This is a genomic window from Stenotrophomonas sp. BIGb0135 (assembly GCF_024810105.1).
Taxonomy (GTDB): Bacteria; Pseudomonadota; Gammaproteobacteria; order Xanthomonadales; family Xanthomonadaceae; genus Stenotrophomonas; species Stenotrophomonas maltophilia_AB.
Genome location: NZ_JANUDX010000003.1, coordinates 206272 through 223387, shown reverse-complemented (window position 1 = coordinate 223387; position 17116 = coordinate 206272). Strand labels below are relative to the sequence as shown.

General features: G+C 70.0%; 14 protein-coding genes. 2 read left to right on the top strand and 12 right to left on the bottom strand.

Annotation, left to right across the window (positions count from 1 at the left end; all coding sequences use genetic code 11):
* Window positions 1-104 precede the first annotated feature (104 nt).
* Entirely contained in the window at window positions 105-2663 is a 2559-nt protein-coding gene (mprF, locus tag M2421_RS08780) for a bifunctional lysylphosphatidylglycerol flippase/synthetase MprF (RefSeq protein WP_259205986.1), read from the bottom strand.
* Between the two features lie 193 nt (window positions 2664-2856).
* Here mprF and M2421_RS08775 point away from each other — a divergent pair, with 193 nt between their 5' ends.
* Window positions 2857-3204: a RidA family protein gene (locus tag M2421_RS08775; RefSeq protein WP_259205980.1), complete on the top strand. Its 348-nt coding sequence runs from the start codon at window positions 2857-2859 to the stop codon at window positions 3202-3204.
* Window positions 3205-3274: 70 nt separating this feature from the next.
* Here the strand turns inward: M2421_RS08775 and rnfB are convergent, their stop codons facing one another.
* From rnfB to M2421_RS08735, 8 genes are all read right to left on the bottom strand, one after another.
* The gene (gene rnfB, locus M2421_RS08770; RefSeq protein ID WP_259205979.1) at window positions 3275-3694 is read right to left on the bottom strand and encodes an Rnf electron transport complex subunit RnfB; all 420 of its coding nucleotides are present in this window, start codon (window positions 3692-3694) and stop codon (window positions 3275-3277) included.
* 25 nt (window positions 3695-3719) lie between these two features.
* On the bottom strand, window positions 3720-4313 hold the full coding sequence (locus tag M2421_RS08765) for an HAD family hydrolase (protein WP_259205973.1): 594 nt from the start codon (window positions 4311-4313) through the stop codon (window positions 3720-3722).
* A gap of 61 nt (window positions 4314-4374) precedes the next feature.
* Window positions 4375-6441, bottom strand: coding sequence for a methionine--tRNA ligase (gene metG / locus M2421_RS08760; protein WP_259205972.1), 2067 nt, complete (start codon window positions 6439-6441; stop codon window positions 4375-4377).
* A gap of 533 nt (window positions 6442-6974) precedes the next feature.
* Window positions 6975-7418 (bottom strand): DUF2147 domain-containing protein, encoded by a 444-nt coding sequence (locus tag M2421_RS08755; protein ID WP_259205970.1) that lies wholly within the window; start codon window positions 7416-7418, stop codon window positions 6975-6977.
* 98 nt (window positions 7419-7516) lie between these two features.
* Window positions 7517-7936 carry a VOC family protein gene (locus M2421_RS08750; RefSeq protein WP_259205969.1) on the bottom strand — a complete coding sequence of 140 codons (420 nt, stop codon included), beginning with the start codon at window positions 7934-7936 and terminating at the stop codon, window positions 7517-7519.
* A complete protein-coding gene (locus M2421_RS08745; RefSeq protein WP_259205968.1) occupies window positions 7933-9021 on the bottom strand; it encodes a serine hydrolase domain-containing protein in 1089 nt (362 codons plus the stop codon). Before M2421_RS08745 ends, M2421_RS08750 begins: the two co-directional genes overlap by 4 nt.
* Before the next feature lie 20 nt (window positions 9022-9041).
* Window positions 9042-10967: a DUF885 family protein gene (locus M2421_RS08740; protein ID WP_259205965.1), complete on the bottom strand. Its 1926-nt coding sequence runs from the start codon at window positions 10965-10967 to the stop codon at window positions 9042-9044.
* Between the two features lie 133 nt (window positions 10968-11100).
* A complete protein-coding gene (locus tag M2421_RS08735) occupies window positions 11101-11778 on the bottom strand; it encodes a DUF502 domain-containing protein (protein WP_259205963.1) in 678 nt (225 codons plus the stop codon).
* Window positions 11779-11865: 87 nt separating this feature from the next.
* On the opposite strand from M2421_RS08735, the gene M2421_RS08730 reads away from it, so the two are divergent.
* On the top strand, window positions 11866-13164 hold the full coding sequence (locus M2421_RS08730; protein WP_259205961.1) for a hypothetical protein: 1299 nt from the start codon (window positions 11866-11868) through the stop codon (window positions 13162-13164).
* A 68-nt stretch (window positions 13165-13232) separates the two neighbouring features.
* On the opposite strand, the gene M2421_RS08725 is transcribed toward M2421_RS08730, so the two are convergent.
* The 3 genes from M2421_RS08725 to M2421_RS08715 form a co-directional block, all read right to left on the bottom strand.
* The gene (locus M2421_RS08725) at window positions 13233-13712 is read right to left on the bottom strand and encodes a DUF4442 domain-containing protein (protein WP_259205951.1); all 480 of its coding nucleotides are present in this window, start codon (window positions 13710-13712) and stop codon (window positions 13233-13235) included.
* A 69-nt stretch (window positions 13713-13781) separates the two neighbouring features.
* Window positions 13782-15419, bottom strand: a complete 1638-nt coding sequence (locus M2421_RS08720) for a CHASE2 domain-containing protein (protein WP_259205947.1) — start codon at window positions 15417-15419, stop codon at window positions 13782-13784.
* On the bottom strand, window positions 15416-17074 hold the full coding sequence (locus tag M2421_RS08715) for a FecR domain-containing protein (RefSeq protein WP_259205937.1): 1659 nt from the start codon (window positions 17072-17074) through the stop codon (window positions 15416-15418). Before M2421_RS08715 ends, M2421_RS08720 begins: the two co-directional genes overlap by 4 nt.
* Between the last annotated feature and the right edge of the window lie 42 nt (window positions 17075-17116).

Genomic DNA, 17116 nt, shown 5'->3' with positions numbered 1-17116 from the left:
CGACCAACGGTCGGCTCTACCGGTGCGCTGCGAATTGCGGCAGCCGACCAACGGTCGGCTCTACCGGCGTGCTGCGAATTGCGGCAGCCGACCAACGGTCGGCTCTACCGGCGTGGGTCCAGCGAGATCAGCCGGGTGGCATCGAGCAGCGCGGCGGGCAGGTGCACGCCGCCCGGCGCGGCCAGGTAGCGGGCACGCCACTGCGGGGCGAACTTGGACTTGAAGCGGCGCAGGCCGCTGAAGCCGTAGAAGCGCTCGCCATGACGGGCCACGATGTTCGCAAAGCGGTTCCAGCGGCCGGCCAGGCGATGCTGTGCCAGACCGGACAACGGCGCCATGCCCAATGAGAAGCGGTGGAAGCCGTTGGCACGGCCCCACAGGAACAACTCGATGAACAGGAAATCCATAGTGCCCTTGGGCGCATCGTCGACATGCCGCATCAGGTCCACCGACAGTTCGTTGCCGGCCGGTGCCTGCCACAGGTTGGCGAAGGCGACGATGCGGCCGTCCGCTTCCACCAGCGCGACCGGGAAGCGCACCAGGTAGTCCGGGTCGAAGCTGCCCAGCGAGAAGCCCTTTTCGTCGCCGGCCTTGTCGTCCAGCCATTCCTGCGAGATCGACGCCAGCGCTGGCAGCAACGCCGGTACCTCCACCGGCTGGGCCACGCGGAAGCTCAGCCCGCCGCGCTTGCCGCGGTTCCAGGCCTGGCGCAGGTCGGCGCGCTCGCGCCCCTCCAGGCCGAAGTCCTGCAACGGCACCATGGCTTCCTCGCCCAGCTTGACCAGGGTCAGGCCGAGGTCGAGGTACGTCTGCCAGTAGGCTTCGCCGACCTGGTAGAACACCGGGCGCAGGCCGAGCCGGTCGGCTTCCTCGCGGAAGCGCCAGATCAGCCCGCGGGCGACGTCCGGCGGTCCGACCGGGTCGCCCATCGCGATCAGCGAACCGCCGTAGCGCTGCATCATCACGAAGCCGCGCTGATCGGCATCGCGCAGCACCGCCTTGTCGGCGGTCAGTACCAGGCAGGCCTGGGTGTCTTCGGCGGCGGCCAGGATCGGCGCCAGCGCGTCCAGGGTCGCCGCATCGGCCGGTGGCAGCGGGCTGCGCGTGCTGTGCAGCAGACGGGCCAGGCCGAAGATCGTCAGCGCGATCGCCACCACCAGCAGCGCCCGCAGCGCGCGCGGTGCATTGCCCTGCAGTGCGAATTCCCACCACAACTCGTTCTGGTATTCGACGTGGCTGTAGACGAAGAACAGCAGCCAGATCACCGCCACCAGCACCAGGCCCAGGTTGCGGATCCACGGCCACGACCAGGCTTCGTCGAGCAGCGCGCCCTGGCGGTAGAACTCGCGGCGCGACGCCCACAGGGCCATCGCCACCAGCAGCGCGGACAGCGCGATCAGCACCTGGCCGCCGCGCAGCCAGATCGGCAGGGGTGCGATCACGCAGATGCCCAGGGCGAGCATCCAGGCCGCATGGCTGCGCCGCTGCAGGCCCTGGCCGATCAGCAGCAACGCCACGCCTGCCAGGCTGCCGAGCAGGTGCGAGGTTTCCAGGATCGGCAGCGATGCATTGAGCAGGTGCCGGCGCGGCGTCGGCAGGGTGCCATCGATCACCAACGCGGCGCCCACGCTGAACACCGCCAGCGCGATGATCTGCGGCAGCCACGGGCGCAGTGCGGTCCAGCCGGCCCGGGTGGCCCCGGCGCCCACCCGCAGCGGCTTGCGCATGGCCGGGCCGAGCGCGAGCAGCGTGGCCAGCAGCAACGGCAGCACGTAATAGGTGACGCGGTAGATCAGCGCGGCGGCCAGCACCGCCGCGGGGGCCACCTGCGGCAGCAGCTTGAGCAGGCTCCATTCGAACACGCCCAGCCCGGCCGGCACGCTGGAGATCAAGCCGGCCAGCACGGCCACCAGGTACAGGCCGACGAAGCCGGGCAGGCCGGTCGGGGTGTCCATCGGCAGCAGCACGTAGAACGCCGCGCTGGCCAGCACCAGTTCGACCACGCTCAGCGCGGTGACCCCGAGCATGGTGCGGCGGTCGGGCAGCCACAGGCCGTGGCCGCGGACGCTGAAGGTGCGGCCCTCGCGCCCCACCAGCAGCAACGTGCCGAGGTAGCCGAGCAGGCCGACGATGCCGAACACGCGCACCGCCTGCACGGACACGGGCAGCGCCAGCGCGGCAGCGCCCGGTTCGAGGATGAAGGCCAGGGCCAGCAGCAGCCATGCGCCGAACACGAAGCCCAGCGTGCTCATCAGCACCACCTGGCCGATTTCGCCCAGGCTCAGGCCGGCGCCACCGTAGCCGCGCAGGCGCACCGCGCCGCCGGTGAGCGCGGCAAAGCCGAGGGTCTGGCCAAGCGTGTGGGCGAGGAAGGCGGTGATCCCCACGCGGGCCGGGTGCAGTTGCTTGCCGCTGCGGCGCAGGCCGATCGCATCGAAGCCGATCAGGCAGGCGTAGCTGGCCAGGCCGAGCACCACGGTCAGCGCGATCTGCCCGGCGCCGAGGTGGCGGAAGGCATCGCGGATGGCGCGATAGCCGTGTTCGTCGAATTCGTTGGCCAGCCCGCGCAGGGCCAGGGCCAGGATCGCCAGGCTGAAGATCACGGTGGCCGCGCGGCGCCAGGCGAGGCGGGCCGGGGCCGGAGCAGGGGTTGTTTCGGTCATCGGTACAGCGTGCTCCGGGGCAGGCGATGAAAGAGTCAAGGCCCGCGATGCGGGCCTGCGCGCGCATCGTGCGCCTGATGCGCAGCGTTGCCAAGACCATGCGCTGTGCCTGCCGTGGCCGCAATGATCGCGGGCAAGGACAGGTGCACGCCGCATCGGTGACAATGCCGTATCACCCAGAGGAGCCATCGCCATGTTGGAACGTTTCGACGTAGGTCCGCGCATGTCCGAAATGACCGTCCACAACAAGGTCGCCTATCTGTCCGGGCAGATCCCCGAGGACACCAGCCAGGACATCACCGGGCAGACCCGGCAGGTGCTGGCCGAGATCGACAAGCTGCTGGCGCTGGTGGCCAGCGACAAGCAGCACATCCTGCGCGCGGAAGTGTTCCTGGCCGACATCAACGACTTCGCCGGCATGAACGCCGCGTGGGATGAGTGGGTGGTGGCGGGCATGACCCCGGCGCGTGCGACGGTGGAGGCCAAGCTGGCCGACGCGAGCTGGAAGGTGGAGATCGTGGTCACCGCCGCCTTGCCGTAACCGGCCGCCGGGCATGGCTCGGCGCCCTCCATGCACATCCGCCGCGCCGCGCGATGCGCGCGGCGACGCGTCAGGGCGCGGCGATCAGCGCGATGCAGTCCACCGGACACGGTGGAATGCACAGCTCGCAGCCGGTGCACAGGTCGGCGATGACGGTGTGCATGTACTTGGCCCCGCCAACGATGGCGTCCACCGGGCAGGCCTGGATGCACTTGGTGCAGCCGATGCAGTCTGCCTCGACGATCAGCGCGACCTGGGCGGGGGTGTGTTGGCCGCGGCTGCGGTCGAACGGCACCGCGGCCACGCCCAGCGCATGCGCCAATGCGCGCGCGCCCGCGTCACCGCCAGGCGGGCAATGGTCCACGCCGACCTCGCCGCGGGCCATCGCGGCGGCATAGGGGCGGCAGCCGTCGAAACCGCACTGGCCACATTGGGTCTGCGGCAACAGGCGGTCGAGGCGTTCGATCAGGGCGGTGCTGGGGCTTGGCATGCGTGGCGTCGGCTGCGCGGGGACATCATGGGCTGAGGGGTTTGCCGCGATACCAGCGGTCGTGGGCGAGGGCCAGCATGGGGCGGTCCTCGCGACTGTCGCCGTAGGCGTGGATGCGCTGGTAGCGTGACAGGTCGTAGCGGTGGCGGATGTGTTCGGCTTTGCGCGGGCCACAGTCACCGTCGGCGTAGCGGCCGGTCAGGCGCCCGTCGCGGCTCTCCAGCCGGTTGCAGATCAGGTCCAGGCCGAGCGATTCGCACCAGGGCCGCAGGTACAGGTCCAGCGAGCCGGACACGATCACCACGGTGTGGCGCTGCTGCAGGTGCCAGCGGATCTGTTCCAGCATCTGCGGGCGCACCACCTCGGGCAGCACGTCGCGGGCGTAGCCGACGGCCTGGGTGGCGATGTCGTCAACATGGCGGTTGCTGAAGGTCAGCCGGGTGACGCGGGCACGGATGCGTTCGGCCGAGATCAGCCTGAGCCGGTAGGCCAGCAGCCACGGCCCGACCTTCCACCAGGCCTGGGCCAGTTGCTCGGGCGTGGCGACGCGGCGCAGGAAGCGGCCATAGGTATCGCAGGTGGTGACCGTGTGGTCGAAATCGAACAGCGCCAGTTCCAAACCGCACCTCCCTCCGTGCAGGCCAGCAGGACGGGGCGGCCGGGCCGCCCCATCGTTGCGATCAGCGCACCGGCATGCCGGGCTGGGCGCTGCTGTCGGCGTCGAGCAGGGCCAGGTCGCCGCCGTCGAAGCCGGCCGACAGGATCATGCCTTCGCTCAGGCCGAAGCGCATCTTGCGCGGGGCCAGGTTGGCGATGAACACCACGCTGCGGCCGACCAGCTTGTCCGGCTCGCCGTAGCTGGCGCGGATGCCGGAGAAGATCTGGCGCTTGCCCAGGTCGCCGGCATCCAGTTCGAAGCGGAGCAGCTTGTCCGAGCCGTCGACGAACTCGCAGGCCAGCACCTTGCCGATGCGCAGGTCGAGCTTGGCGAAGTCGTCGATGCCGATATACGCCGGGCCATCGGTGGCCGCCGGCGCAGCGGCCGGTGCGGGCGCCGGCTTGGCGGGCTTGGCCGGGGCGGCAGGCGCAGCGGCGGCGAGGGTGTCCTTGGAGGCGTCAGTCATGGCGTCGATCATTTTCGGGTCGATTCGGGTGAACAGCGGGGCGTACACGGCGATGGTGTGCGCGGTGAGCGGGCGGGCGATGTCGGTCCAGTCCTGCACCGGTGCGGCCAGGAAGGCCTCGGCCTGGGCGGCGGTGGCCGGCAGGATGGGCTTGAGCGCGGTGACCAGCACGCGGAACAGGTTCAGGCCCTGGGTGCAGACCGATTGCAGCTGTGCGTCGGCGCCGTCCTGCTTGGCGATGACCCACGGCTTCTGGTCGTCGATGTAGCGGTTGGCTTCGTCGGCGAGGGTCATCGTGAGGCGCACGGCGGCGGCCGGGTCGTTGCGCTCGTAGGCCTCGCGGATGGGGGCGAGGGCGGCGACGAAGCGGTCGTACTGCGCGGCATCGGGCAGGGCGGCGGCGAGGCGGCCGTCGAAGCGCTTGCTGATGAAGCCGGCGCACCGGCTGGCCAGGTTGACGAACTTGCCGACCAGGTCGGCGTTGACGCGCGCGATGAAGTCGCCAAGATTGAGGTCGAGGTCTTCGACGCCGCCACCGGACTTGGCGGCGAAGTAGTAGCGCAGGGCTTCGGCTTCGAGGCCGACATCGAGGTAGGTGCGCGCCATGACGAAGGTGCCGCGCGACTTGGACATCTTGGCGCCGTCGACCATCAGGTAGCCGTTGACGTGCAGGCGGGTCGGCGCGCGGTGGCCGGTGCCGTGCAGCACCGCCGGCCAGAACAGGCCGTGGAAATTGACGATGTCCTTGCCGATGAAATGGTGCAGTTCGGTGCTGGTGCCGGCGCGCAGGTGGGCGTCGAAGTCTTCGCCGTTCCTGTCACAGAGGGTCTTGAAGCTGGACAGGTAGCCGATCGGGGCATCCAGCCAGACGTAGAAGTACTTGCCGGGCTGGCCGGGGATTTCGAAGCCGAAGTAGGGCGCGTCGCGGGAAATGTCCCAGGCGCGCAGGCCGCCGTCGGCGTTGAGCCACTCGCCGAGCTTGGCCTTGACGCCGGGCAGGGCGACGTCGCCGGCGAGCCAGTCGCGCAGGAAGGCGTCGAAGTGGCCGACCTCGAAGAAGAAATGTTCGGAGTCGCGCAGTTCCGGGGTGGCACCGGAGATGACCGAGCGCGGGTCCTTGAGTTCGGTGGGGGCGTAGGTGGCGCCGCACACTTCGCAGTTGTCGCCGTACTGGTCCGGGCTGCTGCACACCGGGCAGATGCCCTTGATGTAGCGGTCGGGCAGGAACATGCCCTTGGCCGGGTCGTAGAACTGGGCGACGGAGCGGCGCGCGATGTGGCCTTCGGCCTCAAGCTTGAGGTAGAAGGCTTCGGTGAGGGCCTTGTTGGCGGCCGAGTTGGTGGAATCGTAGTGGTCGAAGGCAACACCGAACGCGGCAAAGTCGCGTTCGTGGCTGGCCTGGATGTTGGCGATGAAGGCCTCCGGGGTCACGCCGGCCTTTTCGGCGGCGAGCATGATGGGGGTGCCATGGGTGTCATCGGCGCAGACGAACCAGGTCTTGCCGCCGCTCATTCGCCGCGCGCGTACCCAGATGTCAGCCTGGATGTAGCCGACCAGGTGGCCCAGGTGGAGCGGGCCGTTGGCGTAGGGCAGGGCGGTGGTGACGAGAGCGGTGCGGGTCATGGTCTGCGTTGTTGCCTTGGGGACTGGGGATTATCGCATGGAGGGGGTGGGCGCCTGCGGCGGGCGTTTCTTTTGCGGGCAATGGCTGGAGCTGGAGCAGAAGCTGGAGCCGAAGCCGAAGCTGGGGCGCCGTTGGGGTGTCGGGCTGGGTCGGCGGGGGTGGGGCGCAGGGACACGCCGCAAGTACGTCCATGTAGGCTCGTATAGCGCCATCCATGGCGCTATACGGTCCCTGCGCCCCACCCCCGCCAACCCCTGACAGTGGATGGGGCCTCTTTTTTTGGGGCACGGCTTGAGTCAACGGCAACGGCAACGGCAACGGCTTCAGTGACGGGGTGCGGGCTGGAGACGTGGGGGGGGGGCTGGTGCTGGGCTGCGAGGGGTTGGGATGGATGGGTGGGTGGGGGGAGGAAATGCAAAAGGCCGAAGCGGTGTTGCCGCTTCGGCCTTTTTTGTTTCCCGGCCGGCTATGCCGATGGCTGCGGGCTGGGGGCGCTGGTTCGGCGTTGCGACGCCTGGCCAAGCCGCGATGGTTACTCGCGCACCCAGGTCTGCGAGCGGCAGATGAAGGCGATGCAGCCGGAGACGTCGAGCTTGGCGCCGCCGGTCTGCAGCTTGGCCTTGGACTTGTAGGTCTTGCCGTTGCCCGGGTCCAGGATGGTGCCGCCAGCCCAGGCGTTGCTGCCGTCGGCCTTGAGGTTCCACAGGATCGTCATGCCCTTGACCGGCTTGTTCTTGTTGGCGCCCTCGCAGCCGTCGCAGACCGGATTGGGGCCCTTGTCCGAATGCAGGATCTCCACCACCTTGCCGGTCAGGGTGCCGTTGGTGGCCTGGGTGATCTCCACGATCGACTTCACCTTGCCGGTCTTGTCGTCGATCGTCTTCCAGCGGCCGACGGCGCCATCGGCGGCACTGGCCGACATCGCGGCCATCATCAGCGGCAGTGCCAGCAGCAGGGTCTTCAAAGTCTTGCGCATGGTTCCCCTCCCAGGGAGTTCGTGAATGCCGACGCAGGGCCGGTACAGGCCGACTGTATACCCATTCGCTCCGGTACGGAACGCACCGCCGGCGCTGTTCAGCCGGCCTCGGCCGGGATCTCGTACAGCTCCAGGGGCAGTCCGTCCGGGTCGGCGAAGAAGGTGAAGCGGCGGCCGGTGTATTCGTCGGTACGGATCGGCTCGCAGGTTACGTCGGCGGCGGCCAGGCGGGCGATCATCGGTTCCAGCGCCGCTACCCGGAACGCCAGATGGCGTAGCCCCTGCGCCTCCGGGCGGCTGGGTCGAGGCGGCGCCCCCGGGAACGAGAACAGCTCCAGTTGGCCGCCGTTGGGCAGGGCCAGGTCGAGCTTCCAGGAATCGCGCGCGGCGCGGTAGTTTTCGTCCAGGACCCGCAGCCCCAGTACCTGGGTGTAGAAGGCCTTGGAACGGGCGTAGTCCGCGCCGATCACCGCGACGTGGTGGATGCCGAGCAGCAAGGGAGTGTGGAGGTGGGTCATTGCAGGGTGTCCAGCCAGCGCTGGGCGATCTGCAGCGCCAGCGGATAGGGTTCGGGGCCGTCGCGGTTGGTCAGGATGATCACGCTCAGGCGGTGCGCGGGGTAACGCAGGATCACGCTGCGGAAGCCGATGCTTTCGCCGCTGTGCCAGTGCGCCTGGCCGTTGAGCCGCCAGCCGAAACCGTAGAACGGCGCGTCGGGTTCGTTGGTGCGGGTAGCCGGTGCGAACGCCTGCCGCAGCGAAGCGATGCCGAGCAGGCGCGGGTCGTAGAGCGCGGCATCCCAGCGCGCAAGATCATCCAGCGACGCGTAGATGCCACCGTCGCCGAGCACCGCGCTGGTCGGACTCTGGTCGGTACGCTGCCAGCGTCCGTCGATCTCGCTGTAGCCATAGGCGCGTGCCGCGACATCATCCACGCCGTCCTGGTGCGCGACGGCGTGCGCCATGCCCAACGGCTGGAAGATCCGTGCGCGCAGGAACGTGGCGAAGTCCTGCCCGGATGCCTGGCCCACCACCAGCGCCAGCAGGGCGTAGCCGCTGTTGCTGTAGCGGTAGCGGCTGCCCGGCACGAACAACGTGCGGTCCTGGCGCTCCAGCAGGTGCAGCACGTCGAGGTCGCGCACCTGCGCGGTCGCATCGCGGGGCATCAGGTCTTCGTAGTCCAGCAGTCCGCTGGTATGGCTGAGCAGGTGGCGCAGGGTGATCGTATCGGCGGCTGCCGGCAGCGAAGGCAACCAGCGCTTGACCCGGTTGTCCAGCGAGAGGGCGCCCTCCTGTGCCAGCAGCAGGATCGCCGTCGCGGTGAACTGCTTGCTGACCGAGGCCTGGCGGAAGTTGGTCTGCGCAGTCACCGGGGTGCCGTCTTCGACCACCGCCAGCCCGTAGCCGCGGCGGAACACCGGCTGGCCGTCGTGCAGCACCAGCACCGCCGCACCGGGGACCTGGCCGTCGTAGCGCTGCAGCAGCGCATCGATGCCCGGGTCCGGTGGACCCGGGCGAGGGCCGCCCGCTGCGTCGGCGGCGCCGAGCAGGCCCGTGCACAGCAGGGCGATCCAGCCGAATCGATGGGCAACCGCGCGCTGCATGGCCGGCTCCCTCGTCGTGCTCAGGGAGCGGGCGCGGCAGCCGGCGTACCGGCGGTCTCGCTGGCGATCCAGCGCTGCAGCTTGGCATCGAGGATGTCCAGCGGCATCGAACCGTCGCGCAGCACCTCTTCGTGGAAACGGCGCAGGTCGAAGCGCGGCCCCAGCGCCGCCTTGGCACGGTCGCGCAGCTCGAACATCTTCAGCTCGCCCAGTCCGTTGGGCAGGGTCTGCCCGGGCAGGGCCATGAAGCGTTCGACTTCGGCGGTGGCATCCTCGCTGGGCAGGTCGGCGGTCTTGACCAGGTAGTCCACCGCCTGGCGCTTGCTCCAGCCCTGCGCGTGCAGGCCGGTATCGGCCACCATGCGCGCGGCGCGGGTCAGCGCGGCCTGCAGGTAGCCGATGCGCTCGTACGGGTCCTGGTACACGCCCAACGGCTCGCCCAGCGATTCGGCGTACAGGCCCCAGCCCTCGATGAAGGCGATATCGCCGCCGAGGCGACGGAAGCGCGGCAGCTTGTCCAGTTCCTGCTGCAGGCCCAGCTGCACGTGGTGGCCGGGGAGGCCCTCGTGCAGGAACTGCATCGGGGCCGCCCAGCGCCGGCGCGTGGGCAGGTTGGCGGTGTTGACGTACAGGATGCCCGGGCGCAGGCCATCGGGCAGCGGCGGCTGGTAGCTGACCGCCGCGGCGCTGGCGGCGCGCTCGGGCTCGACCGCGTGCACCTCCATCGGGGCCTTGGGCAGCGTGCCCAGCAGCGCCGGGAGGCGGCTGCCGACCTGGGCCTGCAGCTGCTTGTAGCGGTTCAGCACCGCCTCGGCGTTGGCGTACTGGAAGCTCTTGTCGGTGCGCATGTTGCGCAGCACCTTCTGCTGCGAACCGCGGATCCGGTTGTCCTTGAGGGTGCTGGCGATCTGCCCCTGCAGGGTGGCCACGCGCTGCTCGGCCAAGGTGTGGATCTGTGCGGCATCCAGGGTGGAGGCGCTGCTCTGCACGATGTTCTGCGCATACCACGCCTGCCCGTTCGGCAAGGCGCCCAGGCCGTCGCTGCTGCGCGTGGCCGGGAGGTACTCGGTGGCGATGAAGCCGCGCAACGCGCGGTAGGCCGGCATGATCCGGTACTCGATCATGCGCTTGTACTCGGCGCTGATCCGCGCTTTGTCCGCCGCCGGGAAATCGTCGGGCATGTTGCGTACCGGTGCCCAGAAGATCGATTCCTCGGCCGTCGGCTTGATCACCGCATCCAGCTGCGGCAGCACTTTTTCCATCAGGTCGCGCGGCTGCACCACGCCGGCCGCCATGCCCTGGCGCATGTTGGCCACGGCCTGGTCGAACAACGGGGCGATGCCCAGCGAACGCTTGGACCAGGTGTCGTAATCCTTGACCGTGTTGAACGGCTGGGCACCCGAGCCGGAGCCGAGGATGGCCATGATGCTGCCCAGGTTGTAGTACTGGCTGATCGGCAACATCCAGCTGGGATACTGCTCGGCGGCCACCGACATGCGCGCATCGCGCACGAAGATCTGGTAGCTCAGCAGGTCCTGTCCGGTCAGGCCGTCGGCGCCGATCTTTTCCACCTTGCCCAGCCATTCCACGGTGAAGTCGTGGGATTGCTGGCGGTACGCGGCCGAAAGGATGTTGGGCAACTGGTCGTTGTGGCGGGTGTCGCCCTGGAACGTGGCCTGCAGCGGGTTGAGCCGCATCGACGCATCCCAGTATTCATCATAGATGCGGTTGAGCTGGGCGGCCTTGCTCTGTTGGCGCACCAGCGGCTGGCGGGCGGGGGCGGCCGCGGGGCGCGCGCGCGGCTTGGCCTTGGGCTTGGCCGCCTGCCGGGTCTGCGCGGCGGCAGGCCGGTTGGCCTTCTTCTTGGCGGCTTCAGCCGGGGCGGCGGTGCTGAACACCAGCAGGGCGGCGATGGCGAGCGCCAGGGCGCGGGCGGGGTGGGGCATCGGCTGTTTCCGTAACACTACACAGACCCGGGAGCTTGCCCGATCCGGGCCCGTACGGCCAGCCTCGGGGCGGACGGGCCACCGCCACGCCGGGGCGGCGTTCATGCCCGCTGCCACGCTGCACCGTCGTGGCCTAGCGGTCCCCGGCGCGGGTGAAGGGCACGCTTTCCGGGGCCACCGCACCGCCGGAGATGATGAAGCTCATGGCCTGGTCCACCGTCCAGTCGGTGGGGGTCAGCAGTTCCACCGGGACGATTTCCAGGTACCCGGAGGTGGGATTGGGCGTGGTCGGCACGTAGACCGCGGCCAGCTCGCGATCGGTGCCCTGTTCACGGATCACCCGGGTGACCAGGCCGACCGACTTCATGTCGCGGTGCGGGAAGTCGATCAGGACCACGCGCTGGGTGCTGCCCGGTTCGGTCTGGAGCATGTCCAGCAGCTTCTTGGCGCTGTCGTAGATGATGCTGGCCAGCGGAATGCGCTTGATCACCGCACCGAACCAGCGCAACAGGCGCTGGCCGATCACCCGCCGGCTGAGCACGCCCACGCTGAGGATCACCAGCAGGGTGGCCGCCAGCCCGATCAGGTTCTGCATCCACTCGACCTTGATCCAGCCCAGGTAATGCGGGAACGAGGCGGCGATCTGCTCGGACAGCGGCACCACCACCGGGCTGGAAATGCCCGACAACAGCACGAAGACGAATTTGACCACCACCCAGGTCAGCCAGATCGGCAGCAGGGTCAGCAGGCCGGTCAGGAACAGGCGCTGCAGGGAGGGGCGCGGAACGAGTTGGGGGGCTTCGGGCGACATCGGCGCATTGTAGCGGTGCAGCCGCCCGGATTACCCTGCCGGCCACCGCAGGATGCGGCGCGCTGGGGGAATGCTGTGTTGAAGGGAATGAAGTGGGTGGGGATGACCGTGATCGGGACGGTCGTGCTGGTGCTGGTCGCGGTGCTGGTGTCCTGGCTGCTGCCGGTGCCGGCAGCGGAGCGTGCCGCACTGGCGGCGATGGACGCCGCGCCACGCGGGCAGGTGCCCGAGCGCAATGCGTTCCCGCCGGTGTGGCTGCTGCCGTATGACGGCATCGATCCGGCCCGGGTCCATGCGCTGACCGCAGAAGACGCGCAGCGTTTCGCGCAGGCGATCAGCGCGCAGACGCCGCAGGGGTGGTCGAACAGCGTCGCCGAAGGGCGCTACCCCAAGGCCACGGCGGCCACCGGCTGGTGCGGGCTCGATACCGAGAGCTGCCTGGGCGAGGTCCGTGACCAGGCGGCGGCCGTGGCGCAGGCGCATGCGGGGCATGACGGGCTGCATGCCCGGATCAGCGCCGTAGGCCGCAACGACCATTACCGCAACCTGTTCCCCAGTGACATCGCGATGCCGTTCCCGCCGATGCAGGTGTTGCTGGAGCGTCTCTCGCTGCATGCGCTGGCGCACGTGCAGGGCGACAGTCGACGCGCCCTGCAGGGCGTCTGCGAGGACATCGGCACCGGGCGCATGTTGATGCGCAGCAGCGACAGCCTGCTGGTGGCGATGGTGGGGAGCGCCATGGCCGCCCGCAACGCGGCGCTGTTCACCGAGATCCTGTCCGAACTGCCGGCCGACGTGCCGCTGCCAGCGATCTGCCCGCAGGTGCTGGGGGCGCCGACGGTGGCCGAGCTGGACATGTGCGTGCCGATGCGCGGTGAGTTTGGCTACCAGCGTGCTGCCGGCGCACGCCTGCCGCACGCACAGTCGCGCTGGCTGTACGACGTGGAGAAGACCCAGGCGCGCGCCGCCGCGCTGCTGTCGCGCAGCTGTGCGCCCGAGGTGCAGCAGCAGATCCGCGAGGACCGCCGGGTGCGGCTGGCCGAACCACCGTCGGAGTGGTCCCTGGCGTGCGTGGCCAATGTGGCGGGGTGCATGACCCAGGTCATGGTTGCGCCGACGTATGTCGGTTACAACTGGCGCATGCAGGACGCCGGTGCGCAGCTGCGACTGGCTGCAGCGATGCTGTGGCTGCGCGGGCAGCCCAACGACGGCCACGGTGCGATGGCCACGCTGGCGCGCTTGCCCGCGGCGCTGGGCAGTGCGCAGCGTCCGCTGCAGCCGGCCGCGGATGGGCGCAGCGTGCAGGTGAAACGCTACGGGCGGCCATCGAAAGATGCGCCTGCGATGCTCCGCGCGCGGTTGCCGTTGCCCTGGCAGCCGCAGTGAGCGCATCGGCGCGGGGGGGGCGTCGCGCAGGGCGGCGCCGAGGCCGCCGTGCGTCGCCGCGGAGTGGACTACGGCGTGGCTGCCGGTGGCTTGGGCGTGCGTGCGTCCGGCTTGAGCCGCAGGTAGACCTGCTTGCGCACCCGCGCCACCACCTCGCCCTCCGCATCCACGATGTCGTTGCTGAACCAGTGCAGGTACTTCTCGCCGCCTGCAGTCGCCGCACGCAGCGTATCCAGCAGTGCCTCGTCGAGATGGAACTCGGCCGTCACGGTGCCGCGCCCGGGCTTGATGAATTCGATCGCGCCGGCGCGGTCCCACACGTAGTAGTCGCGGCCCAGGTTGTGCATCACCGTGAGCATCCAGAACGGGTCGGTCATCGCAAACAGGCTGCCGCCGAAATGGGTGCCGACGTAGTTGCGGTTCCACGGGCGCATGCGCAGTTCGACGCGCACGTGGCGGTAGTCGTCGCTGACCTCGGTGACGTGGATGCCGGTGAACAGGAACGGAGGCCACAGGTTCATGCCGCGGCGGAAGAGGCTGGCCTTCATCGGGATCACATCGGAAGGGAGGGTGCCCCGGAGTCTACCATTCGCAAGCGTATGGTCAGGAAGCGGTGTTCACCGGAGGTCCGGCTCGCCCTCGTCGACCGCGTAGCCGTCGCGCCCGGCGGCCTTGGCCTTGTACAGCGCCGCATCGGCGCCCTCGAAGAAGTGCCGTGGTTCGCTGGCGGTCGCGGGCACCCGCGTGTAGATGCCCACGGTCAAGGTGATCTGCAGGGTCTGCCCGTGCCCCACCGCGACCTCCATCGCGCGCGTGCGCGCCAGCAGGTCGTCCACCACCTGCACCGCGCCCTCGGCGGCGGTGTCGGGCAGGATCAGGGCGAATTCGTCGCCGCCGAAGCGGGCGGCCATGTCGCGCGGACGCCGCGCATGCGCGCCGATCTCCTCGGCGATCCGGCGCAGCACGGTGTCGCCGACGTGGTGGCCGTGCAGGTCGTTGTGGTGTTTGAAATGATCCACGTCGATCAGCACCAGGCTGAGCGGCCGGCCACTGCGCCGCCCGGCATCGTGTTCCTGCTGCAGGACCTGCTCGAAACGCAGGCGATTGCCGAGCCCGGTGAGGGCATCGCTGTTGGCCTGGCGGTGCCAGGCGCTGATCCGCCACAGCACCCAGGCCGCGATCACCGCGAGCATGCCGGTCAGCGCGGCCGCCGGTGCGAACCACAGGTTGCCGGCACGCAGCAGCACGAAGCTGAGCAGCAGCGTGACCGGCAGCGCCAGCAGCGCACTGGCGGCGGCACGCGGCAGGGTCAGGCCAAGGCAGCACAGCGCCACCAGCAGCCCACTGAGCAGGTCCTGCCAGAGCGTGGGCGGCAGCTGGATGACCTTGTCGTCGAGCAGCATCGAAGCCACGTTGGCCTGGTACTCGCTGCCGCTCATCCAGCGCTCGCGGGTGGTCGGCGTGAGCAGTCGCGGCGCGATGCCGCTGGCGGTCGTGCCCACCAGTACCAGCCGCCCGCGCAGCAGCGCCGGATCGACCTCGCCGTTGAGCACGTCCACGTAGGACACCTGCGGGAAGCGTTCGGGCGGGCCGGCGTAGCGCACGCGCACGTAATGGTTGCGCCGCCACTGGTACGGCGAGGACTGCGCCGGCGCGGTATCGCGCAGCCCCGGCAGCGGGCCGCGCACGTCGGCCAGGGCCAGTCCCAGCGCCGGCCAGTGCGGTGAACCGATGCCGGCGGTGAGGTAAAGCCCGCGCGCGATGCCGTCGGCATCCACGTCGATGTCACTGTGGCCCAGGGTGGCCGCGTTGGCGGCGATCAACGGGATCGGCAGCAGCTCCTCGGCCATGCGTGGCCCGCTGGCCGGGGCTGCCAGCACGGGCAGGACGACGTGCCCGTTGCGGCGGATCGCCGCTGCCAGGTCGGCATCCTGCGCCGCATCCTGGCGGTCCGGCTCGGACAGCATCAGGTCCAGCACAACGCGCGTGCTGCCGGCGTCGGTGAGGCGGTCGAGCAGGCGCGCGTGGGTCGAGCGCGGCCATGGCCACTGCCCGATCTGCTGCAGGCTGTTGTCGTCGATCGCCACGATCAGCAGGCGCGGATCGGGCCGGTAGTCCCAGCCGCCGACGTAGGCGTCGTACACCGCTTCATCCTGCTGCCAGAACCACTGCCAGTGGCTGGCCGCCACGACCAGCGCGCCAACCAGCACCGACAGCACGATGCGCCGTGGCCAGGACAGGGCCAATGGCCTCACAGCAGCAGCCACAGCAGCAGCGCGCCGCCGCCGGCGCCGTAACAGGTGCGGCACGGCAGCTCGATCCGTTGCGCCGGCGAAAACGCGCCGGCGTAGCCGTCATCATCGATGTACTGCACGCGCACGTGCAGGGTGCCGTGCCAGGGGCGCTTGAGTGAGACCTCCGGTTGCGCCACTTCACGGTCCAGCAGCGGCTGGGCGAAATCGCCGCGGCGATCCAGTTGCACGCGGTAGCGCTGGCCGGGCTCGCCCGCCTGCCAGCGCAGGGTCAGTTGGCCCTTGGCGGCCTGCGGCGGTTGCAACGCCGGGTCGATCGGGGCATCGCTGATGGTGAGCGCCACAGGTTGCCCGAAACGACCGCGATGGCCGTCGCCGTCGCGCGAGGCGACGCGCCAGAAGTAGCTGCCTGCGGCCAGGTCCGTGGCGGGGCGCAGGTGGGTGCCGCGGCTTTCCTGTTCCAGCACCGGCGCCAGGAACTGCGCATCACGCGCGATCTGCAGCACCGTCGAGCGGGCCTGCTCGACCTGGCTCCACTGGAAGCGCGGCCGCGCGCTGCGGACGGTTTCCTGGTTGACCGGCCGCACCGTGAGCGGCGCCGCCGGCTGGTCGCGCACCACCATGTCCTGTTCGGCATCCAGGCCTTCCACCCCGTCGGCGCTGATCGCCCGGACCAGCACGCGCAGCGCGCCGGGCGGCAGGTCGGGGATGGTCAGGGTGGTGGCCTCGGTCTGCTCGGCGAACAGCAGGATCTCGGGCTGGTCGGCCCGCACCACCTCGACCCGGTACTGTGCCGCGGTGGCAACCGCCGACCAGGCCAGCACCGCCGGCAGCGCATCCAGGCGCAGCTGCGCCACATCCAGCCGCGGTGCCGGCAACAGGGCCTCGGCGGCGCCGGGGCGCGTATCCAGTGACTCACTGCGGGTGGCCTGGCCGGGGTTGACCAGGCGTGCGCCGCGGCGGTTGCCGACCTGCACCCGGCCCTGCAGCACTTCGGTGGACGCGACGTGCCCGGGCTCGCCGGCGCTGACCCGGAACACCGTGCCACGCACGCTGCTGGTGGCGGTGGGGGCATCGATGATGTAACGCGACGCGGGCCCCTTGGCGGGGGTGACCCGGTTGCTGGTGCGGCCCTGTTCCAGGCGTACGCGGGTGTCGACCATGCCGGTGCGGCCGTAGCGGCTCAGCTGGTCCAGGCGCAGCCGCGAGTGCTCGCGCAACTGCAGGCGCGATTCATCGGCGAAGACGAGGGTGACGCTGGCATCGGCACCGGTCACCAGGTGCTGGCCGATGGTCAGCAGCTGGCCATCGACCACGTCGCGCAGCGCGGCCTGCCCGGCATCGCCGAACTGGACCTTGCCGCGCGTGGCCAGGACGCGTGCGGGGGCCGGTTGCACGGCCAGCCAGGCCACCGGGAAACGCAGTTGGCTGCCCGGCGGCAACCGGTAGGGATCGGCCACGCGGTTGTGCGCCTGCAGCTGTTCCCACGGCACCGAGGGCTTCAGGTAGCGCCCGCCAAGGTCCCACAAGGTATCGCCGGGCCGGACCCGGTAGGTCCAGTCCTGGGCCAGCGACGGGAACGCGGCGGCCAGCAATGCCAACAGCAGCAGGCGGCTCAGCCAGGGAAGGTGCGTCAGGCGGGTGGAACTCACGGTCATCAGGGCCCTGCAGGACGGGGCGCAGCCCTGCGACCCCGATGG

Bases quoted from the DNA above. Each gene is read 5' to 3' on its own strand.
- M2421_RS08755 (WP_259205970.1), bottom strand. From the start codon at position 7,418: ATGCGCAAGACTTTGAAGACCCTGCTGCTGGCACTGCCGCTGATGATG.
- rnfB (WP_259205979.1), bottom strand. From the start codon at position 3,694: ATGCCAAGCCCCAGCACCGCCCTGATCGAACGCCTCGACCGCCTGTTG.
- M2421_RS08750 (WP_259205969.1), bottom strand. From the start codon at position 7,936: ATGACCCACCTCCACACTCCCTTGCTGCTCGGCATCCACCACGTCGCG.
- M2421_RS08775 (WP_259205980.1), top strand. From the start codon at position 2,857: ATGTTGGAACGTTTCGACGTAGGTCCGCGCATGTCCGAAATGACCGTC.
- M2421_RS08730 (WP_259205961.1), top strand. From the start codon at position 11,866: ATGAAGTGGGTGGGGATGACCGTGATCGGGACGGTCGTGCTGGTGCTG.
- mprF (WP_259205986.1), bottom strand. From the start codon at position 2,663: ATGACCGAAACAACCCCTGCTCCGGCCCCGGCCCGCCTCGCCTGGCGC.
- M2421_RS08745 (WP_259205968.1), bottom strand. From the start codon at position 9,021: ATGCAGCGCGCGGTTGCCCATCGATTCGGCTGGATCGCCCTGCTGTGC.
- M2421_RS08740 (WP_259205965.1), bottom strand. From the start codon at position 10,967: ATGCCCCACCCCGCCCGCGCCCTGGCGCTCGCCATCGCCGCCCTGCTG.
- metG (WP_259205972.1), bottom strand. From the start codon at position 6,441: ATGACCCGCACCGCTCTCGTCACCACCGCCCTGCCCTACGCCAACGGC.
- M2421_RS08735 (WP_259205963.1), bottom strand. From the start codon at position 11,778: ATGTCGCCCGAAGCCCCCCAACTCGTTCCGCGCCCCTCCCTGCAGCGC.
- M2421_RS08725 (WP_259205951.1), bottom strand. From the start codon at position 13,712: ATGAAGGCCAGCCTCTTCCGCCGCGGCATGAACCTGTGGCCTCCGTTC.
- M2421_RS08715 (WP_259205937.1), bottom strand. From the start codon at position 17,074: ATGACCGTGAGTTCCACCCGCCTGACGCACCTTCCCTGGCTGAGCCGC.